Source organism: Pseudomonas sp. B414, assembly GCF_055408445.1.
Genome location: NZ_JBUZTQ010000052.1, coordinates 1 through 26,216, shown reverse-complemented (window position 1 = coordinate 26,216; position 26,216 = coordinate 1). Strand labels below are relative to the sequence as shown.

Genomic DNA, 26,216 nt, shown 5'->3' with positions numbered 1-26,216 from the left:
ACGGCTTCCTCGAATAGGCCTAATACATAGATGCAACGGGGCGGCAGTTTTTTAAAAGCAGGTAGACAGTGGGGGCGAGTCCATACATAGCAGCTGCCGAGGAACGAAGGCTGCGTTCGGTTTGGTGCGCCACTGCGACGAAGCAATCGTAAAACCTGAATCCGCGGTTGAACGGGTAGACTGCGGCTTCCGGTTTTGCGACGGCTTCGTCGGAGAGCCGCACCACGCGAACGCAGCCTTCGTTCCTCGGCAGCTGCAGGGGGTTGTGCTCACCCCAGCGACCGCCCCAATTTCCAGTACCCCATCAAGGTCAGCCCTTTACGGTCCAGGCCGCATTCATTGACGAAAAATCGTCGGATTGTCATCACCGCCATCGATTCCCCAGCCACCCAGGCATAGAACTCGTTGTGCCTGGCGCTGGCCCGATCCCACAGGCGCTGGTTGTCCAGATCCAGCTCCTGCAGTGCCGCACAGGCCTGGGCCTGCATGCGTCTGGGCGGCAAGCTGGCCAGTTCGCGGGCGGCGAGGATCATGCCGTCGCCATGCTGTTTGCCCAGGCTGGCGCGGGGCAGCCAGTGCACCTTGGTGTTGGGGCCGCAGGCCAGCGCCAGGCAGTCAGCTTCTTCAGGTACCTCGATAAAGGCTTGTACCTGAGGCGTGTCGGGGTGCTGTGCCAGTTCTTCGAGGATGCCGGCAATGGCCGGCAGTGCGGTTTCGTCGCCGATCAGCAGCACTTTGCGCATGCCTTGCGGTGGCTGCCATTCATAGCCGCCGGGATCGTCTGCAAAGGCGGCATTGGCCGCGTTGATTTGCAGACGATCGCCCGGTCTGGCCTGCGTAGCCCAGCGCGACGCGGGGCCAGTGTCGCCGTGCAGAACAAAGTCGATATCCAGTTCGCCTGACTCCGCACGCAGGTTGCGAATGGTGTAAGAGCGCATAAAGGGCACTTGTTCGGGAGGCAAATCGCGCAGCGCTGCACGCCAGTCGCCCTGTTTTGGCAGGTTTGGGACAGTACCATCGAGGCCTGGGAACAGCACTTTGACGCGCTGATCCGGTGCCAGGGTGCGCATCAGCGCCACATCGCTGCCGCTGAATACAAAGCGTGTCAGCGACGGGCTCAAGGTGATGCGGCGCTTGAGCTGGATATCGAACAATCGGTAGCCCGTGGGCTTGGTGAGTCGATTGCGCAGGTTTTGCACCACAGTAGCAGCGGCGGACATGACAGCACCTCAATAGCAGGAGTCGTTTTGTATAACGAGCTGCGGGGTGATGAATTTAAGTGCAGGCAAGCTCAACTCCCCTCGGCTCAGGCAAAACCGATCTGCGCAATCAGCCACACATTGGCGCAACTGATAACCGCAAACAGAAACCACGCCAGCAGCCGCGTTGGCAAACGGTTAACGAAAGGCCCCATGAGCTTTTTATCGCCGGTCATGCGGATCAGCGGGTACAGGGCAAACGGCAGCTGCAGGCTGAGCACCACCTGGCTGAGGATCAGCAACTTGCCCACCGCGTCGTCACCCATCAGCCACACCCCGAGAAACGCCGGGATCAACGCCAGCCCCCGGGTGATCAGGCGGCGTTGCCAGCAGGGGATTTTCAGGTCGAGATAGCCTTCCATGATCACTTGCCCGGCAATGGTGCCGGTAAAGGTCGAACTTTGCCCGGACGTCAGTAACGCCACCCCGAACAGGACGCTGGCCATGGCGCCGCCCACCAGCGGGTCGAGCATGCGGTAGGCGTCCTGGATTTCGACCACGTCGGTATTGCCGGTCTGGTGAAAGGCGGCAGCGGCAAGGATCAGGATCGCCGCATTGACCAGTAGCGCCAGAGCCAGGGAGCCGATAGTGTCGATGCGCGACAGGCGTACGGCGTCCAGTTTGCTGGCGTAGTCGCTGCCCGTCAGGCGTGTTTGTACGATGGAACTGTGCAGGTACAGGTTATGCGGCATCACGGTGGCGCCAATGATGCCGATGGCAATGTACAGCGGTGCTGTATCACTGATGGCCGACAGTGACGGTTTGAAACCCTCGAACACGTCCGGCCAATAAGGCTTGATCAGCACCAGTTCAACAAAGAAACAGGCAACGATGGTCATTACCAGCGCCAGCATGATTGCTTCAAGGCGTCGCAAACCTTTGCCTTGCAAGGCCAGCACCAGCAAAGTGTCGAAGGCGGTGAGGGCGATGCCGACCGTCAACGAGCAGCCCAGTAGCAGGTGAAAAGCCAGCGCGCAGCCGAGTACTTCGGCAAGGTCGGTGGCGATGATCGAGATTTCTGCCAATAACCATTGCACCCGCGCCGAGCGCTTGCTGTATCGCTCGCGGCACAGTTGCGCCAGATCGCGCCCGGTGGCGATACCCAGGCGTGAGCACAGGCACTGCACGGCCATGCCCGCAAGGCTGGCCAGCAGCACCACAAACAGCAGGTTGTAGCCATAGCGCGAACCGGCTTCGATGGCGGTGGCCCAGTTGCCCGGGTCCATATAGCCGATGCTGATCAGCAAGCCGGGGCCGGCAAAGCGCAGCGCACGTTTGAAGAACGGTGCACTGGCATCGACGGTAACGCTGCCACTGACTTCGGAAGGGCAGAAGGGCGCGGTGGCGGTTTTCGGCAGGCTGAATTTCAAGCGCGGGCTCCGTTGTTATAGCGGTTCGGGCAAACGCCCCTGGGGCAGCACGGTGTCTATGCGCCCGCCATGGGCGGCAGTCTGCAGCCCAGGTATGCCAGGAATGGGCCGAGACTACACCGCTGTCTGCTGATTTTCCCCGTATCAATTCGATACAAACGCTCTATTACGGTTTTTTTCGGCCGTGTGGCGGCTGGTCCGGGGACTGTGCTGGAGCCAAGCCGGGTCGGCCTGTTACCATTCGCCCTTTGTTTTATCTCTATTTCGAGACCGCCCATGACCACCGTTCGCACGCGCATTGCGCCATCGCCTACCGGCGACCCCCACGTCGGCACCGCTTACATCGCTTTGTTCAACTACTGCTTTGCCAAGCAGCATGGCGGCGAATTTATCCTGCGGATCGAAGACACCGACCAATTGCGTTCGACCCGCGAGTCCGAGCAGCAAATCTACGATGCCCTGCGCTGGCTGGGTATCACCTGGAGCGAAGGCCCGGACGTTGGCGGCCCGCACGGTCCGTACCGGCAAAGCGAGCGCAGCGAGATCTACAAGAAGTACACCCAGCAACTGGTCGATATGGGCCATGCTTTTCCGTGCTTCTGCACTGCCGAAGAACTGGACCAGATGCGCGCCGAGCAAATGGCCAAGGGCGAGACCCCGCGCTACGACGGTCGTGCGCTGCTGCTGTCCAAGGAAGAGGTTGCTCAGCGCCTGGCGGCTGGCGAACCCCACGTTATCCGCATGAAGGTGCCGACCGAAGGCGTGTGCGTGGTGCCGGACCTGCTGCGCGGTGACGTTGAAATCCCGTGGGACCGCATGGACATGCAGGTCCTGATGAAGACCGACGGCCTGCCGACGTACTTCCTGGCCAACGTGGTCGACGACCACCTGATGGGCATTACCCACGTTCTGCGCGGCGAAGAGTGGCTGCCATCGGCACCCAAGCTGATCCTGCTATACGAATACTTCGGTTGGGAACAGCCGCAGCTGTGCTACATGCCGCTGCTGCGCAACCCGGACAAGAGCAAGCTGTCCAAGCGCAAAAACCCGACTTCGGTGACCTTCTACGAGCGCATGGGCTTTATGCCGGAAGCCATGCTCAACTACCTGGGTCGCATGGGCTGGTCGATGCCGGACGAGCGCGAGAAGTTCTCGCTGCAGGAAATGGTCGACAACTTCGACCTGAGCCGTGTATCGCTGGGCGGGCCGATCTTTGATGTCGAGAAGCTGTCCTGGCTCAACGGCCAGTGGCTGCGTGACCTGCCGCTGGAAGAGTTTGCCAGCCGCGTGCAGCAGTGGGCGTTGAACCCCGAGTACATGATGAAGATCGCGCCGCTGGTACAGGGCCGGGTCGAGACTTTCAGCCAGATCGCGCCATTGGCCGGTTTCTTCTTCTCCGGCGGCCTGCAGCTGGATGCCAAACTGTTTGAGCACAAGAAGCTGTCCAACGAACAGGTGCGTCAGTTGATGCAGTTGATCCTCTGGAAGCTTGAGAGCCTGCGTCAGTGGGAGAAGGATGCGATCACCGGCTGCATTCAGACCGTGGTTGAATCCCTGGAGTTGAAGCTGCGTGATGCCATGCCGCTGATGTTTGCTTCGATCACAGGCCAGGCCAGCTCGGTATCGGTGCTGGACGCCATGGAGATCCTGGGCCCGGACCTGACCCGTTTCCGTCTGCGTCAGGCGCTGGACCTGCTGGGCGGCGTGTCGAAGAAAGAAAACAAAGAGTGGGAAAAGCTGTTTAACGCGATCGGTTAACAGCTTTAATCTGTAGTCGCTGCCGAAGGCTGCGATGGGTGTTGAGGTGTTTCCAGGGAAACGGGTTGCTCCGCAACCCTTCGCAGCCTTCGGCAGCGACTACAGGTTTTGTGGGTTTGGCCCAGTATTTACGGGGTGGAGAGGGTAAGTGGTTGTTCTCACGGCAAATTTTTTTAAAAAACTTTGAAAATAAGTTTGACAGCCTACCCATCCAGTCTTAATATGCGCCCCGTCAACACAGCAACACGAAACAAGCAGAACGCAACACGGCAACACCCAACATGATAGTTTGGGGCTATAGCTCAGCTGGGAGAGCGCTTGCATGGCATGCAAGAGGTCAACGGTTCGATCCCGTTTAGCTCCACCAAATTTACAGTTCAATGCTTGGCCACACCGGCATTGAATCGATCAGCACGCAGTGCTGATCACTGTCAGAAGGTTTGTGTCCCCTTCGTCTAGTGGCCTAGGACACCGCCCTTTCACGGCGGTAACAGGGGTTCGAGTCCCCTAGGGGACGCCAGTTTTACAGAAGCAGCACTTCGGTGTTGCTCCGCCGCCAGGCGATAAATCGGGGCTATAGCTCAGCTGGGAGAGCGCTTGCATGGCATGCAAGAGGTCAACGGTTCGATCCCGTTTAGCTCCACCAATTTACAGTTCAATGTCGGGCCACACTGGCATTGAATCGATCAGCACGCAGTGCTGATCACTGTTAGAAGGGTTTGTGTCCCCTTCGTCTAGTGGCCTAGGACACCGCCCTTTCACGGCGGTAACAGGGGTTCGAGTCCCCTAGGGGACGCCACGATTACCCGCTTTGCGGGATTTATAAGGGTCATTCGATTATTGAATGGCCCTTTTGTTTGTCTGCAGTTTTTATATTCCTCGCCTCCAGCCTTGCAGCCACCCCCTCTGCGTTACACTGCGCTCCTTATTTATGTACAGGGAGACAGGGCATGAGTTGGGATCTGGCAGCACCGTTTATCATTGATCTGCACGTGCAGGCTGAAGACATCGACGGGTTTGGCCATGCCAATAACGCAGCTTATGTGGTCTGGCTGGAACGCTGTGCCTGGCGCCATTCGCAGCGCCTGGGGCTGGACCTCACCGAGTACCGTCGCCTCGACCGCGCCATGGCGGTCTCCCGGCATGAAATCGATTACCTGGCCAGCGCCTACGAAGACGACGAGTTGCAACTGGCAACCTGGATTGTCGATTGTGACCAGCGCCTGCGCATGACCCGCCACTTTCAGCTCGTGCGCCCCAGCGATGGCGTGACGTTGTTGCGTGCGCAAACCACCTTTGTCTGCATCGAGCTGTCCACCGGCAAACCCAAGCGCCTGCCGCCGCAGTTTCTGGAAGGTTATGGCCCGGCTGTCGTGACAGCCTGAGCGTCAGCACCTGCTCATACCGATTGCCCGCAGAACCACGTAAACTGCCGCACGTTTTTTATGAGAGTCACCCATGCAAATTGCCTTGGCGCCGATGGAAGGGTTGGTCGACAACATCCTGCGTGATGTCCTGACCCGCACCGGCGGTATTGATTGGTGTGTGACCGAATTTATTCGGGTCACCGAGCGCTTGTTGCCAGAAGCCTACTTCCACAAGCTCGCCCCGGAACTTCAGCACGGTGCGCAGACGCGCTCCGGCGTGCCACTGCGCGTGCAGTTGCTCGGTTCCGATCCCGCCTGCCTGGCCGATAATGCGGCGCTGGCCTGTGAGCTGGGCTCCGGGGTGATTGACCTGAACTTCGGCTGCCCGGCCAAGACCGTGAACAAGTCCCGTGGTGGCGCGGTGCTACTCAAGGAACCCGAGCTGCTGCACGCGATCCTGCTGCAAGTGCGCCGCACCGTGCCTGCGCATATCCCGGTCACCGCCAAGATGCGCCTGGGCTTCGATACACCGGACAGCGCCAATGAGTGCGCGATTGCTCTGGCCGAAGGTGGTGCCAGTCAGATCGTGGTGCATGCGCGAACCAAGATGGATGGCTACAAGCCGCCTGCGCACTGGGAATACATTGCCCAGGTGCAGGACGTGGTCAAGGTGCCAGTGTTTGCCAATGGCGATATCTGGTCGGTTGAAGACTGGCGTCGCTGCCGCGAAATCAGTGGGGCCGAGGACATCATGCTGGGTCGCGGCCTGGTATCGCGCCCGGACCTGGCTGCGCAGATTGCTGCGGCTCGTGCCGGGGAAGAAGTGGTACCCATGACCTGGGCTGATTTGCAGCCCATGATCCGCGACTTCTGGGCCCAGGCCGAGGCCCAGTTGACGCCGCGCTCAGCCCCGGGACGGCTCAAGCAATGGCTGGCCATGTTGACCCGCAACTACCCTGAGGCGGTGGTGCTGTTCAATGCCATGCGCCGTGAAACCGACTGCGAAAAGGTTCGTCATCTGGTTAACAATCCACCTGCGGATGCGGTCTGAGGCAGCTGAAAAAATTTCAAAAAAACCTCTTGAAATGCTTTTGCCGATCCCTATTTAAGGGGTACGCGATGCCGAAACCGGGTCGCGTAAAAATCTCGCTGAAATCAGGAGGATGAAATTATGAGCAACGCTCTTTCCATGGCGCCACTGTTCCGTAATTCTGTCGGCTTTGACCGTTTTAGTGATTTGTTTGAAACCGCGCTACGCAACGATTCCAGCGGTGGCTACCCACCTTATAACGTTGAAAAACGGGGTGAAGACAGCTATCGCATCGTGATAGCGGCAGCAGGCTTCCAGCAAGATGACCTGGAACTGCAAGTGGAGAAAGGTGTGCTGACCGTGAGCGGTAGCAAGCGTGAAAGCACCAGCGAAGAAGGCCTGACCTTCTTGCATCAAGGTATTGCACAGCGGGCATTTAAATTGTCCTTCCGTCTCGACGACCATATCGAGATCAAAGGCGCAAACCTGAGCAATGGTTTGCTGAGCATCGACCTGGAGCGGGTGGTGCCGGAAGAGGCAAAAGCCAAACGCATCCCGATCAATGGGGATTCGCAGCCTGCTCTGCAAAACTGATCTGAGCATGTGCCAGGCAAGAACCCCGTCCAGGTGACGGGGTTCTTTCTATGCACGGTATGTAGCGAGCAGCACGCAGGCATTTGTCCCCGATCCTCTCCCCGGGGCAAGTGCCTGCATTTAACCCGCCATCTTTTACTTTCCGGCCTGACCTGTAGTCAGCTGGTTTTTCTGCAGATTCTTCTCGGCTTTGTAGCGCAAGGCGACATTAGGCACGCCGCCGCTTTTTCCGGTTTCCACCCAGTTGCGAATCCGCCCTGCATCGGCGAAGTGGGTGTATTTGCCAAAGGCATCCAGAATCACCAGTGATACCGGGCGACCGCCCATCTCAGTGACCAGCACCAGGCAATGACCGGCCTGGTTAGTAAAGCCGGTCTTGGTGATCTTGATATCCCATTTGTCTTTTCTGACCAGATGATCGGTGTTGCTGAAACCCAGGCTGTAGTTGGGTTTGCGGAACGCCACGGTCTTTTCCTTGGTGGTGCTTAACTGGCTGAGCATCGGGTAATGCCGTGCCGCTGCCAGCAGCTTGCTCAGGTCGCGGGCGGTGGACACGTTGTGGACCGACAGTCCGGTCGGTTCAACGTAGTGCGTGCTCATCATGCCCAGGCTTTTGGCCTTGGCATTCATCGCCGCGATAAACGCCACATAGCCACCCGGATAGTGATGGGCAAGGCTTGCCGCCGCGCGGTTTTCCGAGGACATCAGGGTGATCAGCATCATTTCGTGACGCGACAGTTCGCTGCCAATTTTCACTCGCGAAAACACGCCTTTCATTTCCGGTGTGTCGCTGATATTGACCGAGATGTACTCATCCATCGACTGCTTGGCATCCAGCACCACCATGGCGGTCATCAGCTTGGTGACAGAGGCTATCGGTACGATGGCGTCAGGGTTGCTGGCAAAAATGACTTTGTTGGTCTGCAGGTCGATCAGCAGCGCGCTGCCTGAAGCGATATGCAGTTGTGAGGTATCCCGTGGGGCCGAAGTGCTTTCAGCCGCTGCGGCGATTGAAGAAGCGCTGGTGCCTGCCAGAACCAAACACAGGCTCAAAATGGAAAGATGAATTTTCACGCAGAATGACTCAAAAAGGGTTGGGAAGTACCGGGCTGCAACGGCTGTTATACACATAACGTTACATTTAGTCAGTATGGATCAATTGCGGCAGAAATGCCTGAGTTTGCAGGGTTTTGCGCAATAAATCGGTTTGTGTCAGTGGTTTGTTTTTGACGCAGCGCGCGGCGCCGAAATTAGCAGTTGGAGGCTGTGCCTCAGCTGAACGGGTTTGAAAGATTGAGGGCGTTGCCGGGAAACCTGCGGGCTCGTCATCAAGTGCTTGTGGCCCCGGCAATTGTGTAAAATGCCGCCCCCATGAAATTGACCGGCCGGCCCGATGACTCCTCAAGCGTTAACTACCCTGCATCAGCACTTATTGACCGCCCTGGAGGCTGCGCCCGACGAAACCCGGCGTATGTTTCACGGCCGCGGGCGCTGCTGGCCAGGGCTTGAGCAACTGACGGTGGACTGGTTGCAAGGCGTGATGCTGGTCTCGCTGTTCAAGGAGCCTGAGGCCGATCAATTGGACGCCTTGAAACAACTGCTGTTGAACATCGCGCAGTCACCGGCGTGGCTGGCCAGTGGTGCCCACACCCTGGTGCTGCAACATCGCTATACGCTGCTAAGCGACACTGAATGGCTGGTGGGCGAAGCGGTTGACGAGTGGACGCTGACCGAAGGCGGCTTGCGCTACCGGGTGGACCTGGGCCGCAAGCAGAATAATGGCCTGTTCCTGGATATGCGCTACGGTCGCGACTGGGTGCGGGCCAATGCCGAGGGCAAGCGGGTATTGAACCTGTTTGCCTACACTTGCGGTTTTTCCGTGGCTGCCATCCAAGGCGGAGCACAGCATGTGGTCAACCTCGACATGTCCCGTGCAGCCCTTAGTCGCGGGCGCGACAACCATCGCCTGAACGGCCATGACATGAGCAAGGTGACGTTTCTGGGGCATGAGCTGTTCAAGTCCTGGGGCAAGGTAAAAAGCACCGGCCCGTATGATCTGGTGATCATCGACCCGCCGTCATTCCAGAAGGGCAGCTTTTTGCTGACCAAGGATTACCAGCGCGTAGTACGGCGCTTGCCGGAGTTGCTCAGTGAGAACGGCACAGTGCTGGCTTGCATGAACGATCCTGCGTTGGGCTCGGACTTTCTGATCGATGGCGTGACCCGGGATGCGCCAAGCCTGCGCTTTGTTCAGCGTCTGGATAACCCGCCGGAGTTCCCGGATACGGATGCCGAGTGTGGCCTCAAGGCGCTGGTGTTCAAGCAGGGCGTTTGACCGGGCAAAAAAAAGCCCGCGGGGGAGGGTGCGGGCCAAGGGGTTCATTGAATGAGCAATGAGCAGGGCGAATATACCCTTCGCCGTGCTTATGGACTGTGAAACAAGTTTCATGCTGCTTGCCCCCCGACCTGGCTTTTATGGGGGGCTGGCTTGCCTGCGATGCGGGCGGCGCGGTCTGTCAGACCAATCGGGGTGATGCTATCGCGAGCAAGCCCGCTCCCACATGACGGGTTACTTGGTGCGTGACGACTCAAACAGGAACCACACGCGGCGCTCGGCCTCGTCGATCCAGTTTTCCAGCAGGCTGGTGGTGGCCACGTCACCTAGCTCGGAGCACATGTCGTGGGTCTCGCGCATATAGGCTGCCAGCTGGATATTATCCTCGCGCAGTTCAGCCAGCATGTCTTCCGGGGTCACGAAATCGGCGTCGTTATCCAGCAGGCGCTGCAGTTTCTTGATATGACCGATGGAACGCAGCGTGGTGCGCCCCAGCTTGCGTACGCGCTCGGCAATGGCATCGGTGGTCGCATAGATCTGGTCAGCCTGCTCGTCCAGCAGCAGGTGGAAGTCACGGAAGTGCGGGCCGGACATGTGCCAGTGGAAATTCTTGGTTTTCATGTAAATGGCGAAGGTATCAGCCAGCAGTGCATTCACTTCGGCTGCAATATCGATACAGGCTCTTTCGCTTAATGCCGTAGGTGTCCGCAGATCGGCCTTTCTGCTTTCCTTGGCGGATTTCAGGTCTGTCATGGTGGTTCCTCGTGGCAGCGGTTGATCGGAATTCACGTCTCTTGAATGCGCCTGACTAAAGACCAGGATCGGCCTCTCGTCAAACCCGCCGGGCCGGTTTCAAACAGGCCGGGTAAAGTTATGAGGGCTGCTGAGCAAGATCGTTCAAGACTTTCGTCAATCAAGTTGCGACCCTTTGCCGCTGCTTACTGCCGGAATGTATTTGATGTCTGATTCCCTTGCTCGAACCGCGTTTGTGCGCGGCACCATTGCCTGCTTACCTTTGACGCTGGCGTGCGCGCCCTGGGGGCTGCTGGCCGGTTCCACTGCCATTGATGCCCAGTTGAGCCCTGCACAGAGTCAGGGGTTGTCGCTGTTTGTGTTTGCCGGTGCCGCGCAACTGGTCGCCATTGGCATGATCAAGGGCGGCGCCAGTGCCATATCGATTCTGATCACTACCTTGCTGCTGACCTCGCAGCATTTGCTCTATGCCATGCACTTGCGCCCGCTGGTATCGCCCCTGGAGCCAAGATGGCGCCTGGGGCTGGGCTTTTTGCTGACCGATGAATTCTTCGCCCTGGTCAGCCCGTTCGACCAACGAACGTTTAACCGCTGGTATGCGCTGGGGGTGGGGCTGTGCATGTATGTGGGCTGGAATATTTTCACCTTGCTTGGCGTGCTGCTGGGCAAGAGCATTCCGGGACTGGATCAACTGGGCCTGGAGTTCTCGATTGCGGCCACTTTTATCGCGTTGATCACCCCGGTAGTACGCAATATCCCCACAGTGGTCTGCGTGGCGGTGTCATTGCTGGCCGTGGTGCTGTTCAGTCATTGGCAATGGGAGTCGGCGATTGTGCTGGCCGGTCTGGCGGGAATGGTCGCAGGCTATCTGTGCAAACGTCTGGGAGGGTATTGGGCATGATCTGGGCAATTATTGGCGGGATGACCCTGATCCTGTTTTTCAACCGCTACCTGTTTCTGGAGCCAAGGTTGCCGATTCGCCTGAATCGCGGGGTAAAGGAGTTTTTGGGTTTTGCCGTGCCGGGGATGCTGACGGCGATTTGCGGGCCGATCATTTTCGTCAAGGATCACCAGCTGGATCTGAGCCCGACCAACCCGTACCTGCTGGCCGGGCTGTGTGCCATAGGGCTGATGCTGTGGAGCCGCAACGTGTTGCTCAGTGTCGCGTTGAGTGTGGGGCTGTTTTATCTGTTTCGCTGGTGGCTTTGATCTGGGCCGCGGCGCGTGAAGTAAACGGACCGCTCACGGCAACGCCGTCGCTGACCACATACCAGCATGCCAGCAGACCGTCGGCACGCAACGGCGCGGGCACGGCGCTACCTACAACCGTCATGACATGAATCTTGGGCATACATACCTCCTTCAACAATGTCGCTACCTTACGGGCTTGGCCGCTGCGCAAGAAATCATTGCGCTTGATAGTCGTCATTGATGCCGATGAGGTGTCAGTCAACCACCTGATCGAGCATATGCATCACTTCCTGATCACTCAGCACGCCCTCGCGCACAAGGTGCTGGGTCAGCAGGGAGAGCAGCTTGGCGGTGCGGTGGCCTTCGAGCTGCTTGAGTTCGGTCAGAGTATTGTACACCTTGCTGGAAGTGCAGAGCCCGACGATATGGTGCGGGTTTTGTGTAGGCATTGAGGTCGTCCTTGTTTTTATGATGTTGCCGATAAACGCGCCAGTTGCGCCCCATAATGCCGCAGTGCGGGGCGCTGCGGTGTCTCATCTGCGACATTCATATTCTCTGTGCGGACCTGCCGGCAGCTGCAACAGCCTGCCGGTTGCCAGTGCCGGGATCACCAGCGCGGCGGGCCGTAATAACCCCGTGGGGGGCCGTAGTACACCGGGTGCGGCCGACCGTAGTAGCCCTGATAGTAAACGGGCTGTGGCGGCTGTACATACACCGGTTGCGGTTGGTAATAGACCGGCGGTGCCTGTACGTAAACCGGTTGTGGCTGCACATACACCGGTTGCTGCACGTAAACCGGGCGCTGCTCGTGGCCTGCGATAACCGAGCCAACCACCGCTGCACCCACCACAGCGCCAAAAATTGCCGGCCCGGGACCCCAACCACCATGAGCGGATGCCTGCCCTGCGACAGCCAGGGTGCCGATAAGCAAAGCGACTTTGGGGATGGTACGCATCATGACGATTCCTCGAAATTCAGCCCCGACGTTTCGGCCTGCACCAGACCGAAGATAATCGCGGGGATAATCTTAAGACCGTGTTTTTTAAAAAACTGCGAAGCACATCGGTAAATTTTGTGTAAGGTTTGCTGGCGCTGAGACGGTTCAGCTCAGGCGGCAGCACTATAATCCAACAAATTTCTCTGTACGGCTTCTGCCGTCCATCCAAAAGCATTCAGCAAGGAGATGAGCATGCAAATGAATCCGAATAAAGACACCCGGTTGTGCATATCGTTGTCAGGCCGACCGGGCAACTTCGGGCTGCGTTTTCATAATCATCTATACGAACAACTGGGCCTGAACTTTTACTACAAGGCTTTCAGCAGCAAGGATCTGGCGGGTGCCGTAACCGGTATTCGCGCCTTGGGGATTCGTGGTTGCGGGGTGTCGATGCCCTTCAAGGAAGCCTGCATCGAGCTGGTCGACGAGATGGACGCTTCGGCCAAGGCCATTGCCTCGATCAATACCATCGTCAACACCGACGGCCACCTCAAGGCCTACAACACCGATTACATCGCCATTGCGCAACTGCTCGACAGCCATAAGGTGCCCAAGGACACCACCTTTGCCCTAGCGGGCAGCGGCGGTATGGCCAAGGCAGTGGCCTCTGCCCTGCGCGACGGCGGTTATCGCAATGGCGTGATTGTGGCGCGCAACCAGGCAACCGGCGCCGCGCTGGCTGCAGGTTGCGGTTATGACTGGCAGCCGCAGTTGGCTGCACACAGGCCGCAGATGCTGATCAACACCACGCCGGTAGGCATGGCAGGCGGGGCTGAGGCCGATGATCTGGCCTTTGCGGCAGATGCCATCGATCGCGCCGATATCATCTTCGATGTCGTGGCAATTCCGGTGGAAACACCTTTGATCGTTCGCGGTCGCGCCCAGGGCAAACAGGTGATTACTGGGCTTGAGGTAATTGCCATTCAGGCGCTGGAGCAGTTTGTGTTGTACACCGGCGTGCGGCCAACCGCCGAGCAGTTCCAGGCAGCGGTGGCCTTCGCCCGCAGCTGATGGCCAGAGCGGGCGAGTTGCCTCGCCCGATTGTGGGGTTATTCCAGCTCGGCCAAGCGCGCTTCGAGAGCGGCGATGCGGGCTTCCAGAGCCTCAAAACGCTCTAGCGATACAGCAGGGGCACCACTGCTGCGTTCTGCGGGTTGCTGGCGGGCGGCCATGAGGGTTTCGATAGCGTCCGGGTCGCCCAGGGCATGCATGTAACGGTCTTCGCGCTGGCCGCTCTGGCGTGGTACCAGCAGTGCAAGGTCGCGGGCAATCAGGCGTTCCAGTTGATGCTGGACCTGTTCGGTGTCTTCGAAGTCGTGCATGCGCGAGCTGCGGGTCAATAGCTCGTTCAGGGTTTGCGGGCCGCGCAGAAACAGCAGCCCCAGCAGTACCACTTGCGCAGGCACCAGCTCCAGGGCCTTGTCGACCTTGTGCTCCCAGCGATCGGCACGGCTGCCCATGACCAGGCGGGTAAACCCCCGGCCTTCGAGCGCGCGCAGGCTTTGCCCGACTTGCCCTTGAGTCAGGTTCATCACCGGTTCGCGGCTGGTTTTCTGATTGCAGGCCAGCACCAGCGCATTGAGCGTCAGCGGGTAGGTTTCAGGGTTGGTGGCCTGTTTCTCGATCAAGGAGCCGAGGATGCGGATCTCGGTACTGTTGAGCAGAGGTCCTGCGTCAGAATCGGGTTGTGGGTTTTCTGAGAACTGATCAGCGGGAACTTCCATTTTCATCTCCAATTTGAGTAACCGTTGCCAGCGGCCATTGTGGAGTCTTTTGCGCGGTAGAGCGAATGTCGCATAAATCCCTGTGGGAGCGGGCTTGCTCGCGATGCCGGGAACTCGGTGTATCTGGTTCCCGCAGTGATGCAATCGCGAGCAAGCCCGCTCCCACAGTTACTCCCACAGGTACTCTCCTGCAGTATTTCAGCGGTTGACCACTTTCGCTGGCAGGGCAACCACCAGCAGGCTGCTCAGCAGAAGGCAACTGGCGAAAAACCACATTGCTCCAGAGCTACTGCCCGTTACGTCAATGGCGATACCCATCAGCGAGTTGCTGACCAGCCCGGCGATATTGGCCAGCGAGCAGGCCAGGGCAAAGCCGGTAGCGGCGGCACGGCCCTTGAGAAAGGTCGCGGGCAAACTGAAAAATACCGGTACGGCGCCGATGATGGCGGCCGAGGCAATGGCAAACAGTAAAACGGTCGCCAGTACGTTGTGGCTAAAGAAGGTGCTGGCAGCCATCGCGGCCGCGCCAATCAGAAAGGGCACGATGATATGCCAGCGACGTTCGCGGTGGCGGTCGGAACTGGCGCCAATCACCAGCATGCCAAGCAGGGCGGCTGCGCTGGGCAGGGCGGTGAGCAAACCGATATGGAAATGGTCGGCCACGCCGGCGTTGCGGATAAAGGTCGGCATCCAGAATGCCAGCGCATAGGCGCTGAGCAGGATTGAGAAGTCGATTCCGCCGAGCATCCACACTTTCAGATTGAAAAAACCGTCACGGAAGCGGTGCTTGCTGCCTTGGCCTTCGGCGTCGTCCTGTTGCAGCACTTTTTCAAGCAGGGCCTTTTCTGCGTGATTTAGCCATTTTGCGCTGTGATGGCTGTCGGGCAGCGCCCAGAAGGTCAGGATGCCCAGCACGACGCTGGGGATCGCTTCGATGATAAACAGCCATTGCCAGCCCCGCAGCCCTGCGGTGTTGTCGAAAGCGCCCATGATCCATCCCGACAGCGGCCCGCCGACAACACTGGAAAGCGGCATGCCGATCATGAACAGGGCAATGATGCGCCCCCGCCTTTGGGTCGGGAACCAGGTGGTCAGGTAATACAGCACGCCGGGCAGAAAACCGGCCTCGGCCACTCCCAGCAAAAAACGCACAACATAGAACTGGGCAGGGGTGGTGACCAGCATGGTGCAGGCCGAAAGCAGGCCCCAGCTGATCATGATCCGGGCAATCCAGACCCTGGCACCGACCTTTTCCAGAATCAGATTGCTCGGCACCTCGAAAAGGATATAGCCGACAAAAAACAGTCCCGCGCCTAGTCCGAATGCCGTCTCGCTGAATTGCAGGTCGCCCAGCATTTGCAGTTTTGCGAAGCCGATATTGATCCGGTCCAGATAAGCGGCCAGGTAGCAGAAACACAAAAAGGGGATCAGTTTCCAGGTAATTTTGCGATACAGCGCCTGCACCGGGTCGCCCAGGCTCGTCGCGGGAGGTGTGGCAGGGTTTGCAGAGGGCATGGTACTTCCCGGGTGTGACCTTAAGGTTGATCTTCATACACCAGTTGCCGACTGGCGTGTCTATAATCGCCGCACATTCAATTCCCGCCCACAGACTGTCGAGACTTTCATGACTATCTCTCTGTACGCCGCTTCCGTTCCTGTTTTCAAGCAAATGCTCAACGCCCTGAGCGGTGTTCTGACCAAGGCTGAAGCTCACGCCACGGCCAAGAACATCGACCCGAGTGTATTCCTGCAAGCGCGTCTGGCGCCGGACATGTTCCCGCTGGTGCGTCAGGTGCAAATCGCCGTTGATTTTACCAAGGGCGTTTCGGGCCGTCTGGCTGAAATCGAATTGCCGAAATACGACGACAGCGAAGTGACCTTTGCCGACCTGCAAGCACTGATCAGCAAGGTGCTGGCCTTTGTTGACGGAATCAAGCCCGAGCAAATCGATGGCAAGGAAGGTATCGAAATCATCACCCGTCAGGGCACGCCGAAAGAAAAACGCTTTACTGGCCAGGCTTACCTGCTGACCTACGGCTTGCCGCAGTTCTTCTTCCATGTGACCACGGCTTACGCCATCCTGCGCCATAACGGCGTTGAAGTCGGCAAGCGTGATTATATGGGTGCGTTCTAAGTAAGTGCCCTGGGGTGAGCAACTGTCTTCTTGATGGATGCCCACCACACTTGAACCACGGTATAAAACTCTTGTGGGAGCTGGCTTGCCTGCGATGGCATCTGCACGGTGTAACTGATACACCGCGCCGCCTGCATCGCGGGCAAGCCTGGCTCCCACAGAGCTCAGAGATTTTTGCCTGAGGACTCAGCCCTGTTGCAGGGCCTGGTCTTCCTTGGCCATACAGGCCGCAGCAGTGAAGAGTACGTCGGTGGAGGAGTTGAGCGCAGTTTCCGCCGAATCCTGCAGGATGCCGATAATGAACCCTACAGCCACCACCTGCATCGCAATTTCGCTCGGGATACCGAACAGGCTGCATGCCAGCGGAATCAACAGCAGCGAACCGCCCGCCACACCCGAAGCGCCACAGGCGCACACAGCTGCCACCACGCTCAGCAGGATGGCGGTCGGAATATCGACCTCGATCCCCAGTGTATGCACGGCCGCCAGGCTCAGTACCGTGATGGTAATCGCCGCGCCCGCCATATTAATAGTGGCACCCAGCGGGATGGACACCGAGTAGGTGTCTTCATGCAGGCCCAGACGCTCGCTCAGCGCCATGTTCACTGGAATATTGGCCGCCGAACTGCGGGTGAAAAACGCGGTAATCCCGCTCTCGCGCAGGCACAGAAACACCAGTGGGTACGGGTTGCGACGCAGCTTCCAGAACACGATCAGCGGGTTGACCACCAGCGCCACAAACAGCATGCAACCGATCAGCACAGTGAGCAGGTGCAGGTAGCCCAGCAGCGCACCGAAACCGGAGGTGGCGAGGGTTGACGCCACCAGGCCGAAAATGCCCAACGGGGCAAAGCGGATAACCACACGTACGATGACTGTAACGCCGTTGGACAGGTCACTGAGCACGGTGCGGGTAGTGTCGCCAGCATGGCGAATGGCAATGCCCATGCCGATGGCCCAGGCCAGAATGCCGATAAAGTTGGCGTTCATCAGCGCGCTGACCGGGTTGTCGACCACGCTCAGCAGCAGGCTTTGCAGCACTTCGCTGATACCGCCGGGGGCTGCAATGGCGATGTTCTCGGTGGCCAGTACCAGATTGGACGGGAATAGCATGCTGGCGATAACCGCTACCACAGCAGCGGCAAAAGTGCCGAACAGGTACAGCACCAGGATCGGGCGAATATGGGTTTCCTGGCCGTGCTTGTGGTTGGCGATCGAGGCCATGACCAGAACAAACACCAGAATCGGCGCAACGGCTTTCAAGGCGCTGACGAACACCTTGCCGATAAAGGCCACCGAAAGCGCTGCGGAGGGCGCAAGCCAGGCCAGTAAAATACCGGCGATCAGACCGATCACAATCTGGGTCACCAGGCTGGTGCGCTTGAGCTTTTGCAGCAGGGAAGGTGGTGCATCAGTCATAAGGGCTTCTCTAGTTGTTCTGGGCGGTGCAATAAAAAACTTCGGGCCCATCAGCGGCAAATGTGCAGGCTGATCGACGCAAGTCAACAGGGGGCGAACTTTAACATACAGATGTAGGTGCTTTCCTATGGCGGGGCAATCTGCCACATCGCGGCCTGGACTTCTCGCGGGTAACCTGACTTCTCGTAGAAGCATTCTGTTACCATTGCCTATCCCCCATTCTTCTTCAAATCAGCGGGCCTTTCGGGCTTTCGCTGGCCTCGTTGTCTCTGGAGTTATTCATGTTGTTGCCCATCCTGCTGCTGTCCGCGGCCGGCTTTACTGTGCTTACCACCGAGTTTGTCATCGTCGGCCTGCTGCCTTCGATTGCCCGCGACCTTGAGGTCAGCGTGCCCCAGGCCGGTTTGCTGGTGACCCTGTTTGCTTTCACGGTTGCGGCCCTTGGCCCGTTCTTGACCGCCTACTTCGCGCGTTTCCAGCGCAAGCGGCTGTTTATCTCGATTTTGCTGATGTTTGCGTTCGCCAATACCGTGGCGGCGCTGGCACCGAATATCTGGGTGATGGCCTTTGCCCGGCTGTTACCGGCATTGGGTTTGCCGGTGTTCTGGGCTCTGGCCAGCGAGACAGCGGTGGATATCGTCGGCCCCGAGTATGCGGGACGGGCGATAGCCAAAATCGGTTTCGGGATTGTCTGTGCGACGGTATTTGGCATTCCTGTAGGCACTTTGATCTCCGATGCGTGGGGCTGGCGCAGTGCCTTTGGCATTCTGGCCGTGGTCGCGCTGGCCAAGGCCCTGCTGCTGTGGATCTACTTGCCTGCCACCCGTGCGGTGAAAGAAACCGTCACCCTGAGCTCACAGTTCGGCCTGTTGCGCAGTCCGCTGATGATTGGCCATATCCTGCTGTCAGTACTGGTATTTAGCGGCATGTTCACCGCTTATACCTACCTGGCAGACATTCTTGAGCGGCTGGCGGGGTTTGATGGCACGTTGGTGGGCTGGTGCCTGATGGGCTTTGGCGCGGTAGGCCTGATCGGCAACTCGCTGGGTGGACGCATGGTGGACCGCCATCCGCTGATTGCCTCGATGGTGTTTTGTGGCTTTATGATCGGCGGCCTGGTAGCGCTGGTACCAAGCATTCACTCAACCCTGGGCCTGGCAGCCACGATGGGCATTTGGGGCGTGACCCAGGCGGCGATGTTTCTGGTCAGTCATGTACGGCTGATGAAAGTCGCACCCCATGCCCCGGCATTTGCCGCCTCGCTGAATATTGCCGGGGCCAATCTGGGGATTGGCCTGGGCGCGATGGTCGGTGGACGGGTTATTGATAACTACGGTCTGGGCAGCCTGGGCTTTGCCGCTGCCGGGTTTATCCTGATTTCGATCTTGCTGGCGCTGCTGCTGATGACCGCTAAGGCCCGTCCTGTTTGTGCTACGTAAACAGTTCGCGCCTGGCCCCCTCGGTAATCGCAATAATGCCGGGGTGGCGGATTTTGCGTTCGACGGTAATCGCGTAAAACGATTCGGTCACCGCCTCCGTGTGGCCGATCAGCTCAACGTCAAACTGGCGCATCACCTCTTGGGCAATCACGCTGGGGGCGATAAATACGCCGATTCCTGACTGGCCGAAGGCCTGCATCAGGGCGCTGTCATCAAACTCGCCAACAATGCGTGGCTGGATCTGCTGCTCGGCCAGCCAGCGCAGCAGGCGGCTGCGCAGTACGGTCTCTGGCCCGGGGATCAATAGCGGTGCGCCTTGCAGGCACTGCGGGAAGTTCTCGGTGTAGTCCTTGGCCAGCGCCGGTGCGGCAAAAAAACTGATGCCGCATTCCCCCAGTTTCTGGCTAAAGCCCTTGATATCGAGGTGCGAGGGCATGGGACTGTCGGAAATCACCAGATCCAGACGTTGAATCGCCAGATCCGCCAGTAGCCGATCGAGCTTGTCTTCGCGACAGGTAATCCGGATCGGTTCGTCCAGTTCCATGGTCGGAGCGATCAGGCGATACACGATCGACTTGGGCACCACATCGGCCACGCCCACCCGAAACAGAATCTGCTGCTCCTTGGGCGCCATGCGCAGCATGCTCTCCAGTTCGCTGCCGAGCTGAAACATCTGCTCGGCATAAGGCAGCACCTGACGCCCGGTTTCGGTCAGCTCCAGCTGCCGGCCAACCCGGCGAAATAACGGCAGGCCATAGGTGTCTTCGAGCAGGCTGATTTGCCCGCTGATGGTCTGCGGCGTGAGGTTGAGCTGCTCGCAGGCGCGCACAATGCTGCCGGTTTTGGCAACAACCCAAAAGTAATGGAGCTGGCGGTAATTAAGCATCAGCGCTGTAATACTTCGTAAAAACCGAAGTATAGCGCTTAAAAATACGAATTTTCCTGAAGTGTTTGATTCTCTAGAATCCCGCGTTATGCGCAAGCCACCCAGGTGGCCGCCGGTTTAGAGAGGAATATGACCATGAACATGAAAAAATCAGCTGTAGCAGTACTCCTGGCTGCGGGTCTGGTGTTGTTGAGCGGTTGCGACCAAGCTGAAAAAGCTGCGCAACAAATGCTCAGTAAAACCGCTGAGTCCGCCAAGCAGGCGATTGATGACACCCACAAGGCCGCTGAGCAAGCGCTCAGCGAAGCGACTGGTGGGTTGATTGAAAACGAAAAGCCTGAGCAAGAAAAAGAAGAATCGACCAAAGCTATTTAACTTGTCTTAACGCAGAGTCCGAACACACCTATGGAATATCTTTTACAACTGGCTGCCAGCCCCGCAGCCTGGGTCGCTCTAGCCACGTTGATCGTGATGGAAATCGTGCTGGGCATCGATAACCTGATCTTTATCTCGATTTTGACCAATAAATTGCCTGAGCAATACCGCACCAAGGCCCGCCGTATCGGTATCGGCATGGCGCTGATTCTGCGTCTGGGCTTGCTGGGTACCATTGCCTACATCGTTCAGCTGACCACACCGGTATTTGAAGTGCTGGGCAAGGCCTTCTCGTGGAAGGACATGATCCTGATTGCCGGTGGTCTGTTCCTGGTGTGGAAAGCCACCAGTGAAATCCACCACAGCATGACCCCGCAGGTGGAAGAGAAAACCGATGGCGTGACGTCGAAGGTGACCCTGGGCTTTGCCGCGGCCATCGGGCAGATCCTGATGCTGGACCTGGTGTTCTCCATCGACAGCATCATTACGGCGGTGGGCATGACCGAGCACTTGCCGATCATGGTGATTGCAGTGGTGGTGGCGGTAATGGTGATGTTGCTGGCTTCGGAACCTCTGGCCAAGTTCATCAATGACAACCCGACCGTAGTGATGCTGGCCCTGGCCTTCCTGATCATGATCGGCATGACCCTGATCGCCGAAGGCTTCGGCGCCCATGTGCCAAAAGGTTACGTGTATGCGGCGATGGCGTTCTCGGCCACGGTTGAAACACTGAATATTGTGGCGCGACAGATCCGCGAAAAACGTCAGGCTGCCCTGACCAGGTAAGCGCTGGCTGAAGCTAAAAAGCCGTCCACCCCCTTCAGGGTGGACGGCTTTTTTATGGGTTCAATGTGCGCTTGCTGTGCCAGTTACCGGCTTTTCAGGGATGTCCTGCGGTTTTGCCTGTACCTGCGGGTGATGATGGCGGCTGATGCGCATCAGGCCCCAGAGCATGGCGCCAGCGACGGCCAGCCAACCGGTGATCAGCAGGAAAATAGTGAGTATCGGGCTCATCAGTGCCTCCTTTGCCCCCCACGGGCTCAAACACACGCTAACCAGATGACAGTCTAGTCCGTGAAGTGTTGCAGTCTATTGACCGAAGGTCGTGTAGGACTAATCGATTTGCTCTATCTCAATGATCAGGCTGTGGCATAAGGCTATACCTCGCATTATTGGCGCCCTATGATTGACGGCCATGGCGGACTTTGAGGTCTGGCGTTTATTCAAGGCGAGGGAATATGCAGGCAGTGACTGGGTTGAGATCGACGCGACTGTGGTTGATGGGTTTGCTTGCGTTGGCGATGGTGGGCTGTGCCAGTGTCGAACCGCCCGAGTTGCGGCGCTTGCCTGAACGGGTCGAGCTGAATGGCGTGCCGTTTTTCCGTGGCAATGCCCACCAGGGTGCTCCGCAGACATTGGCGGGTATGCTCGGCGAGCAAAAAATCCGTATTACCCCGGGGCTTTTGGTCAAGCCGCTGAAGTTGCCGGGCGGCGAAGCTTCGTTGCAAGGCAATATCGAGCAACTTGCGGCGGGGTACGGTTTGATGGTGTATCCGCTGGATAAATCCCTTTCAGCGTTATTGACCCAGGTGGCGGCGGGCTATCCGGTAATGCTGCGCTTCAGCGACGGCACACTGTGGTCCGAACCACGTTACGCGATGCTGGTGGGCTACAACCGCGACAAACGCACGGTATTGTTGCGAGCGGGCATGGAACGCCGGCGGCTGATGGACTTCAACACGTTCGAGTCGGCCTGGAAAGATGCCGGAGGCTGGGCGGTGCTGATTTTGTCGCCGACACAAGTGCCGGCCAACGTCGATAAGGCACGCTGGTTGAAAGCGGCCAATGACCTGTCGCGCTCGGGCCAGGAGCAGGCTGGTGCCGCGGCCATCAAGACCCTTGAGTCCCATAAAAAATAAGAGAGCAGAACACAGATTCTGTGGGAGCGGGCTTGCTCGCGATTGTAGCGGCTCGGTTTGCCTGACAGATAGCATCGCGAGCAAGCCCGCTCCCACACAAACAGCTTAAAAGCCGAACTTGTCCCGCAAGCTGTAGTACCAGGCGCCCAGAGCCGTCAGCGGCGTACGCAACAGCTGCCCCCCCGGGAACGGGTAGTGGGGCAGGTCGGCAAAGGCATCAAAGCGCTCAGCCTGACCACGCAAGGCTTCAGCCAGTACCTTGCCGGCCAGATGGGTGTAAGTCACCCCGTGACCGCTGCAACCCTGCGAGTAATAAATATTGTCACCGATACGGCCGACTTGAGGCAGGCGTGACAGCGTCAGCAGAAAATTACCCGTCCAGGCGTAGTCAATTTTCACGTCCTTGAGTTGCGGGAAAGCCTTGAGCATTTTCGGCCGGATAATCGCTTCGATATTGGCCGGGTCCCGTGCGCCATACACCACGCCGCCGCCGAAAATCAGGCGCTTGTCGCCGGACAGGCGATAGTAGTCGAGCAGGTAGTTACAGTCCTCGACGCAGTAGTCTTGCGGCAGCAGGGTTTTGGCCAGCTCTTCGCTCAGCGGCTCAGTGGTGATCACCTGAGTGCCGCAGGGCATGGACTTGGATGCAAGCTCGGGCACCAGATTGCCCAGATAGGCATTGCCCGCGACGATAATAAACTTGGCCCGCACCTTGCCCTGTGGCGTATGCACCACAGGATTGGCGCCGCGCTCGATACGCACAGCCGGGGACTGCTCATAAATCGTGCCGCCCAGAGACTCCACGGCGGCGGCTTCGCCCAGCGTCAGATTGAGCGGGTGGATATGCCCGCCGCTCATATCCAGCAGGCCGCCCTGATACTGATCACAGGCGACTACTTCACGAATCCTACGCTGATCCAGCAGTTCCAGAGACGTATTGCCATAACGTTCCCACAGTTTCTTCTGCGCTTCCAGATGGCCCATCTGCTTGCTGGTGATGGCTGCAAACACGCCGCCGTCCTTCAAATCACACTGGATCTGATACTTGGCCACGCGTTCACGAATGATCTTGCCGCCTTCAAAGGCCATCTGCCCCAACAACTGAGCCTGCTTGGCCCCTACGGTGCGTTCGATCACATCGATATCACGGCTATAACTGTTAACGATCTGACCGCCATTGCGCCCGGAAGCGCCGAACCCCACCTTAGCGGCTTCCAGGACGGTGACCTTGAAACCGGCCTCCAGCAAAAACAGCGCACTCGACAGCCCAGTGTAGCCGGCGCCGATAACACAAACGTCGGTCTCCACCTCATCCTGCAGGGCAGGGCGCTCAGGAACCGGGTTAGCTGAAGCCGCATAGTAGGACTGGGGGTAGGGAGTGTTCGACATTCTGCAGCCTCTGTTTTATATTTTTTACGAGTGAGGCCGATGCTACCTGAGTTGAAATCCGCCCGCCAGCCACTGGCGGATGAGTGTTTTTGAGTTAAAAATAAAAAATTCGACTATTCATAGAGTTAGCTGCAAAAAAGGTGTTGACACCCCTCCGCAAATCTATAGAATGCGACCCCACAGCAGGCACGTAGCTCAGTTGGTTAGAGCACCACCTTGACATGGTGGGGGTCGTTGGTTCGAGTCCAATCGCGCCTACCAAACAAAATCCGCTCTGCTGGGCGGTCTAGAAGGGCTCACCGAAAGGTGGGCCCTTTTTTGTTGTCTGCGATTTGCAAAACTTTTGCAAAACTTTTGCAAAACCCCCACCTCAGAACGCCAAATCAGCCCCCACCTCCAGGTACTCGATACCTTTCTCTGTGTGTCCCTCCTGATAGTGTTTGGTCATCTTCGCGTCCGCGTGGCCCATCAGCGCCTGGATGTATTCCTGCGGGAAATTTTGCTGCTCATATAGCCAGGCACCCAAAGCGCGTATCTCGTGAAAGGTGGGTCGTTCGGTGGCCGGAATATGGTCATACGCATGCGCCGCGTCCCGGGCCTTGCTGAACTCGTTGCTCAGATAGTTCGGAGTGACCGAGGTCCAGTGATCCTTGGCGTCTATCTGCTCACGCCTTCTTGCCTTGGGCCTGTAATGAATCAGGTAGGGCGAAGCCACGGGGGAGCGCAAACATTCGCTCACAACCTCTCGTAGGGCTTTGCCCATTTTGATCTGCAAGTGAATCGGGTTGTCATAGCCTTGGGTCTTGCCGGGCGAAACCTTGATCGTGTTGTTCTCAAGGTCCACCGCGGACTTGAGCCACGAAACGATATCGTCACGCCGCTGCAGGCTTGCCAGCGCCAAGCGGATGGCGCGCTTCAACCAGATCGGCGTGGTGTCCGCGTCCACAATAGTCATCAGGCCCGCCAGCGTGTGTCGCTGACGCTTCTTCTCGGCTTCCTTTTTGATCAGCGTCAGCTCAGCCACGTTTCGCTCGGCCAGCCCCTTGGCCACGGCGAAGGCAAAAATCTGGATCAACAAACCGCGGTGCTTGGTGTAAGCGTTGTTGCTGAAGCCGTCCAGGTACTCTGCAACGGTAAGCACGTCGAGCTGGCCGACCAATTGATCCCCCAAGTCCTGCCGGTAGCGCTCCAGCTTGAACTTGATCTCTAACAGGGTGCGAGCGGCATACCCGCGATCTTTCAGCCATTCGGCCTCAAAGCGCTCTATCAGGTTGCGCATGGTGGGTAGGCGATCGCCGGTCAGGATCATGAGTAGCTCACCGTCACCGGCCATCACAGGGGCCAGCTTTGCATTGGCTGCCCTGGCCAGCTTGATGGCGTCCTCCAGCGGGCGGTTAATGCTGGTCATCAAGCCGGTGATGGGGTTGCGGTAGCGCCAGTACTTGCCGTTGGGGTAGAGGTTGGGGGGAAGCTTGCGGTTTTTGATCGTGCGAGGCCGAGAAGCCATTACCCAAGCTCCAGCATTTGAGCAAGCAGCGGATCGTTCGAGCCCATAATTGCTGCCTGCAGGTCTACAAAATACATCCCGCCTTTTACCTCTCCCAACACTTCGCCTTCCTCTATCCATTTTTTGAGTTGTTGCAAGCTGGGCTTGCCGCCTGCGTAGCGCAGCTTTCTGTATTCACCGGCTTCCATCAAGCGAGGGAGGCGGGCAGTGATCTGGGCAATGATCTTTGCCATGTCTGAGTCCTTTCCCCGGGCGGGGCGCTGAGGGGGTTAAGAGGTGAGTGGGTTCTTGCGGAATACCCAGTCGTGGCCGCACTGGCGGCAATGGCCGAAAAGGCGGCCAGTGGCTTTAAGCGAGTCGGCAGACGTCACGGCGATGACCTTGCCGGCCTGCACCTCGTAGTTGCCTGAACCAATAAATTCTTCGGAGATTTGCATTTTGCGGGCACCGCACCGGGTGCAGCGGGCGTCGATGCGCTCGCCAATATTTTTAGCGGGCATGAACTGTCCTTAGATGTTTGGGAGGTCTACGCCTTGCGAATCACGCAAATAATCATGCTTGCGCCGGTAACAGCCCAAACGGCGGTGCCGGCGAAAGCTCCGAACAGATCGACGTCTGAGCTACTGCTGATTAGCTGCGGGATAGCCAGAAAGAACCATGCAACGCTGAAAATCAGGGCGGCCGCGAAAACTGAGTGCAACACCTGACCTTTCCGGTACGGTGCTGCCCCTATGTCCTATTCCGAACTCAGCGTTGAAGAGCGCGCGATC

The 26,216-nt window shown here is 58.2% G+C and carries 29 protein-coding genes and 5 tRNA genes; 18 read left to right on the top strand and 16 right to left on the bottom strand.

Annotated elements, in window-relative coordinates:
- Nucleotides 1–269 precede the first annotated feature (269 nt).
- Nucleotides 270–1,220, bottom strand: coding sequence for a siderophore-interacting protein (locus tag ACZRMH_RS24745; protein ID WP_464015684.1), 951 nt, complete (start codon nucleotides 1,218–1,220; stop codon nucleotides 270–272).
- Nucleotides 1,221–1,306: 86 nt separating this feature from the next.
- Nucleotides 1,307–2,629, bottom strand: a complete 1,323-nt coding sequence (locus ACZRMH_RS24740; RefSeq protein ID WP_464015683.1) for an Nramp family divalent metal transporter — start codon at nucleotides 2,627–2,629, stop codon at nucleotides 1,307–1,309.
- Between the two features lie 276 nt (nucleotides 2,630–2,905).
- Between ACZRMH_RS24740 and gltX the strand changes: the two genes are divergently transcribed.
- The 8 genes from gltX to ACZRMH_RS24700 all read left to right on the top strand — a co-directional run bounded on the left by gltX (nucleotide 2,906) and on the right by ACZRMH_RS24700 (nucleotide 7,378).
- Nucleotides 2,906–4,387 carry a glutamate--tRNA ligase gene (gltX, locus tag ACZRMH_RS24735; protein ID WP_464015682.1) on the top strand — a complete coding sequence of 494 codons (1,482 nt, stop codon included), beginning with the start codon at nucleotides 2,906–2,908 and terminating at the stop codon, nucleotides 4,385–4,387.
- Between the two features lie 291 nt (nucleotides 4,388–4,678).
- Nucleotides 4,679–4,754 (top strand) — tRNA-Ala (locus ACZRMH_RS24730).
- Between the two features lie 77 nt (nucleotides 4,755–4,831).
- Nucleotides 4,832–4,907 (top strand) — tRNA-Glu (locus ACZRMH_RS24725).
- Nucleotides 4,908–4,957: 50 nt separating this feature from the next.
- A tRNA-Ala gene (locus ACZRMH_RS24720) sits at nucleotides 4,958–5,033 on the top strand.
- Between the two features lie 77 nt (nucleotides 5,034–5,110).
- A tRNA-Glu gene (locus tag ACZRMH_RS24715) sits at nucleotides 5,111–5,186 on the top strand.
- A 151-nt stretch (nucleotides 5,187–5,337) separates the two neighbouring features.
- Nucleotides 5,338–5,772, top strand: coding sequence for an acyl-CoA thioesterase (locus tag ACZRMH_RS24710; protein ID WP_464015681.1), 435 nt, complete (start codon nucleotides 5,338–5,340; stop codon nucleotides 5,770–5,772).
- A gap of 73 nt (nucleotides 5,773–5,845) precedes the next feature.
- On the top strand, nucleotides 5,846–6,805 hold the full coding sequence (locus ACZRMH_RS24705; RefSeq protein ID WP_464015680.1) for a tRNA dihydrouridine synthase: 960 nt from the start codon (nucleotides 5,846–5,848) through the stop codon (nucleotides 6,803–6,805).
- 120 nt (nucleotides 6,806–6,925) lie between these two features.
- Nucleotides 6,926–7,378 (top strand): Hsp20 family protein, encoded by a 453-nt coding sequence (locus ACZRMH_RS24700; RefSeq protein ID WP_464015679.1) that lies wholly within the window; start codon nucleotides 6,926–6,928, stop codon nucleotides 7,376–7,378.
- Nucleotides 7,379–7,513: 135 nt separating this feature from the next.
- Here ACZRMH_RS24700 and pbpG read toward each other — a convergent pair whose 3' ends face one another.
- Nucleotides 7,514–8,452: a D-alanyl-D-alanine endopeptidase gene (pbpG, locus tag ACZRMH_RS24695; protein ID WP_464015678.1), complete on the bottom strand. Its 939-nt coding sequence runs from the start codon at nucleotides 8,450–8,452 to the stop codon at nucleotides 7,514–7,516.
- Between the two features lie 319 nt (nucleotides 8,453–8,771).
- Between pbpG and ACZRMH_RS24690 the strand changes: the two genes are divergently transcribed.
- Nucleotides 8,772–9,713: a class I SAM-dependent methyltransferase gene (locus ACZRMH_RS24690; protein ID WP_464015677.1), complete on the top strand. Its 942-nt coding sequence runs from the start codon at nucleotides 8,772–8,774 to the stop codon at nucleotides 9,711–9,713.
- A gap of 234 nt (nucleotides 9,714–9,947) precedes the next feature.
- On the opposite strand, the gene ACZRMH_RS24685 is transcribed toward ACZRMH_RS24690, so the two are convergent.
- Complete coding sequence (locus ACZRMH_RS24685) at nucleotides 9,948–10,466, bottom strand: Dps family protein (protein WP_464015676.1); 519 nt, start codon at nucleotides 10,464–10,466, stop codon at nucleotides 9,948–9,950.
- A 205-nt stretch (nucleotides 10,467–10,671) separates the two neighbouring features.
- Between ACZRMH_RS24685 and ACZRMH_RS24680 the strand changes: the two genes are divergently transcribed.
- Together ACZRMH_RS24680 and ACZRMH_RS24675 are read left to right on the top strand one after the other, a co-directional pair.
- Complete coding sequence (locus ACZRMH_RS24680) at nucleotides 10,672–11,367, top strand: AzlC family ABC transporter permease (protein ID WP_464015675.1); 696 nt, start codon at nucleotides 10,672–10,674, stop codon at nucleotides 11,365–11,367.
- Nucleotides 11,364–11,675 carry an AzlD domain-containing protein gene (locus ACZRMH_RS24675; RefSeq protein WP_464015674.1) on the top strand — a complete coding sequence of 104 codons (312 nt, stop codon included), beginning with the start codon at nucleotides 11,364–11,366 and terminating at the stop codon, nucleotides 11,673–11,675. Before ACZRMH_RS24680 ends, ACZRMH_RS24675 begins: the two co-directional genes overlap by 4 nt.
- Here ACZRMH_RS24675 and ACZRMH_RS24670 read toward each other — a convergent pair.
- The 3 genes from ACZRMH_RS24670 to ACZRMH_RS24660 all read right to left on the bottom strand — a co-directional run bounded on the left by ACZRMH_RS24670 (nucleotide 11,623) and on the right by ACZRMH_RS24660 (nucleotide 12,615).
- The gene (locus ACZRMH_RS24670; protein WP_464015673.1) at nucleotides 11,623–11,817 is read right to left on the bottom strand and encodes a hypothetical protein; all 195 of its coding nucleotides are present in this window, start codon (nucleotides 11,815–11,817) and stop codon (nucleotides 11,623–11,625) included. The genes ACZRMH_RS24675 and ACZRMH_RS24670 overlap by 53 nt on opposite strands.
- 94 nt (nucleotides 11,818–11,911) lie before the next feature.
- Nucleotides 11,912–12,106: a hypothetical protein gene (locus ACZRMH_RS24665; RefSeq protein ID WP_464015672.1), complete on the bottom strand. Its 195-nt coding sequence runs from the start codon at nucleotides 12,104–12,106 to the stop codon at nucleotides 11,912–11,914.
- A 158-nt stretch (nucleotides 12,107–12,264) separates the two neighbouring features.
- Nucleotides 12,265–12,615, bottom strand: coding sequence for a hypothetical protein (locus tag ACZRMH_RS24660; protein WP_464015671.1), 351 nt, complete (start codon nucleotides 12,613–12,615; stop codon nucleotides 12,265–12,267).
- Between the two features lie 231 nt (nucleotides 12,616–12,846).
- Between ACZRMH_RS24660 and ACZRMH_RS24655 the strand changes: the two genes are divergently transcribed.
- The gene (locus ACZRMH_RS24655) at nucleotides 12,847–13,665 is read left to right on the top strand and encodes a shikimate 5-dehydrogenase (RefSeq protein WP_464015670.1); all 819 of its coding nucleotides are present in this window, start codon (nucleotides 12,847–12,849) and stop codon (nucleotides 13,663–13,665) included.
- 38 nt (nucleotides 13,666–13,703) lie between these two features.
- Here the strand turns inward: ACZRMH_RS24655 and ACZRMH_RS24650 are convergent, their stop codons facing one another.
- Nucleotides 13,704–14,378 carry a YceH family protein gene (locus tag ACZRMH_RS24650; RefSeq protein WP_464015669.1) on the bottom strand — a complete coding sequence of 225 codons (675 nt, stop codon included), beginning with the start codon at nucleotides 14,376–14,378 and terminating at the stop codon, nucleotides 13,704–13,706.
- Nucleotides 14,379–14,576: 198 nt separating this feature from the next.
- Complete coding sequence (locus ACZRMH_RS24645; protein ID WP_464015668.1) at nucleotides 14,577–15,893, bottom strand: MFS transporter; 1,317 nt, start codon at nucleotides 15,891–15,893, stop codon at nucleotides 14,577–14,579.
- Nucleotides 15,894–16,002: 109 nt separating this feature from the next.
- On the opposite strand from ACZRMH_RS24645, the gene ACZRMH_RS24640 reads away from it, so the two are divergent.
- On the top strand, nucleotides 16,003–16,512 hold the full coding sequence (locus ACZRMH_RS24640) for a DUF1993 domain-containing protein (RefSeq protein WP_019826120.1): 510 nt from the start codon (nucleotides 16,003–16,005) through the stop codon (nucleotides 16,510–16,512).
- A gap of 186 nt (nucleotides 16,513–16,698) precedes the next feature.
- On the opposite strand, the gene sstT is transcribed toward ACZRMH_RS24640, so the two are convergent.
- Nucleotides 16,699–17,931: a serine/threonine transporter SstT gene (gene sstT / locus ACZRMH_RS24635; protein ID WP_464015667.1), complete on the bottom strand. Its 1,233-nt coding sequence runs from the start codon at nucleotides 17,929–17,931 to the stop codon at nucleotides 16,699–16,701.
- A 281-nt stretch (nucleotides 17,932–18,212) separates the two neighbouring features.
- Here sstT and ACZRMH_RS24630 point away from each other — a divergent pair, with 281 nt between their 5' ends.
- Entirely contained in the window at nucleotides 18,213–19,370 is a 1,158-nt protein-coding gene (locus ACZRMH_RS24630) for an MFS transporter (RefSeq protein WP_464015666.1), read from the top strand.
- Here ACZRMH_RS24630 and nhaR read toward each other — a convergent pair.
- Nucleotides 19,363–20,256, bottom strand: a complete 894-nt coding sequence (gene nhaR, locus ACZRMH_RS24625; RefSeq protein WP_464015665.1) for a transcriptional activator NhaR — start codon at nucleotides 20,254–20,256, stop codon at nucleotides 19,363–19,365. The two genes, ACZRMH_RS24630 and nhaR, sit on opposite strands and share 8 nt — an antisense overlap.
- A 135-nt stretch (nucleotides 20,257–20,391) precedes the next feature.
- Here nhaR and ACZRMH_RS24620 point away from each other — a divergent pair, with 135 nt between their 5' ends.
- Together ACZRMH_RS24620 and ACZRMH_RS24615 are read left to right on the top strand one after the other, a co-directional pair.
- Nucleotides 20,392–20,631 carry a hypothetical protein gene (locus tag ACZRMH_RS24620; protein ID WP_464015664.1) on the top strand — a complete coding sequence of 80 codons (240 nt, stop codon included), beginning with the start codon at nucleotides 20,392–20,394 and terminating at the stop codon, nucleotides 20,629–20,631.
- Between the two features lie 30 nt (nucleotides 20,632–20,661).
- Complete coding sequence (locus ACZRMH_RS24615) at nucleotides 20,662–21,417, top strand: TerC family protein (protein ID WP_464015663.1); 756 nt, start codon at nucleotides 20,662–20,664, stop codon at nucleotides 21,415–21,417.
- Nucleotides 21,418–21,477: 60 nt separating this feature from the next.
- Here ACZRMH_RS24615 and ACZRMH_RS24610 read toward each other — a convergent pair whose 3' ends face one another.
- Nucleotides 21,478–21,645 (bottom strand): hypothetical protein, encoded by a 168-nt coding sequence (locus ACZRMH_RS24610; protein WP_464015662.1) that lies wholly within the window; start codon nucleotides 21,643–21,645, stop codon nucleotides 21,478–21,480.
- Nucleotides 21,646–21,869: 224 nt separating this feature from the next.
- Between ACZRMH_RS24610 and ACZRMH_RS24605 the strand changes: the two genes are divergently transcribed.
- The gene (locus tag ACZRMH_RS24605; RefSeq protein WP_464015661.1) at nucleotides 21,870–22,550 is read left to right on the top strand and encodes a peptidase C39 family protein; all 681 of its coding nucleotides are present in this window, start codon (nucleotides 21,870–21,872) and stop codon (nucleotides 22,548–22,550) included.
- Nucleotides 22,551–22,655: 105 nt separating this feature from the next.
- On the opposite strand, the gene ACZRMH_RS24600 is transcribed toward ACZRMH_RS24605, so the two are convergent.
- A complete protein-coding gene (locus tag ACZRMH_RS24600) occupies nucleotides 22,656–23,939 on the bottom strand; it encodes an NAD(P)/FAD-dependent oxidoreductase (RefSeq protein WP_464015660.1) in 1,284 nt (427 codons plus the stop codon).
- Nucleotides 23,940–24,123: 184 nt separating this feature from the next.
- Here ACZRMH_RS24600 and ACZRMH_RS24595 point away from each other — a divergent pair.
- Nucleotides 24,124–24,200, top strand: a tRNA-Val gene (locus ACZRMH_RS24595).
- 109 nt (nucleotides 24,201–24,309) lie between these two features.
- On the opposite strand, the gene ACZRMH_RS24590 is transcribed toward ACZRMH_RS24595, so the two are convergent.
- Genes ACZRMH_RS24590 through ACZRMH_RS24580 form a run of 3 tightly spaced genes read right to left on the bottom strand, consistent with a single transcriptional unit; the run spans nucleotide 24,310 to nucleotide 25,946 of the window.
- The gene (locus ACZRMH_RS24590; RefSeq protein ID WP_464015659.1) at nucleotides 24,310–25,446 is read right to left on the bottom strand and encodes a tyrosine-type recombinase/integrase; all 1,137 of its coding nucleotides are present in this window, start codon (nucleotides 25,444–25,446) and stop codon (nucleotides 24,310–24,312) included.
- The gene (locus ACZRMH_RS24585) at nucleotides 25,446–25,679 is read right to left on the bottom strand and encodes a hypothetical protein (protein WP_150627992.1); all 234 of its coding nucleotides are present in this window, start codon (nucleotides 25,677–25,679) and stop codon (nucleotides 25,446–25,448) included. Before ACZRMH_RS24585 ends, ACZRMH_RS24590 begins: the two co-directional genes overlap by 1 nt.
- 36 nt (nucleotides 25,680–25,715) lie before the next feature.
- Nucleotides 25,716–25,946, bottom strand: a complete 231-nt coding sequence (locus ACZRMH_RS24580; protein ID WP_464015658.1) for a hypothetical protein — start codon at nucleotides 25,944–25,946, stop codon at nucleotides 25,716–25,718.
- Nucleotides 25,947–26,216: the final 270 nt, after the last annotated feature.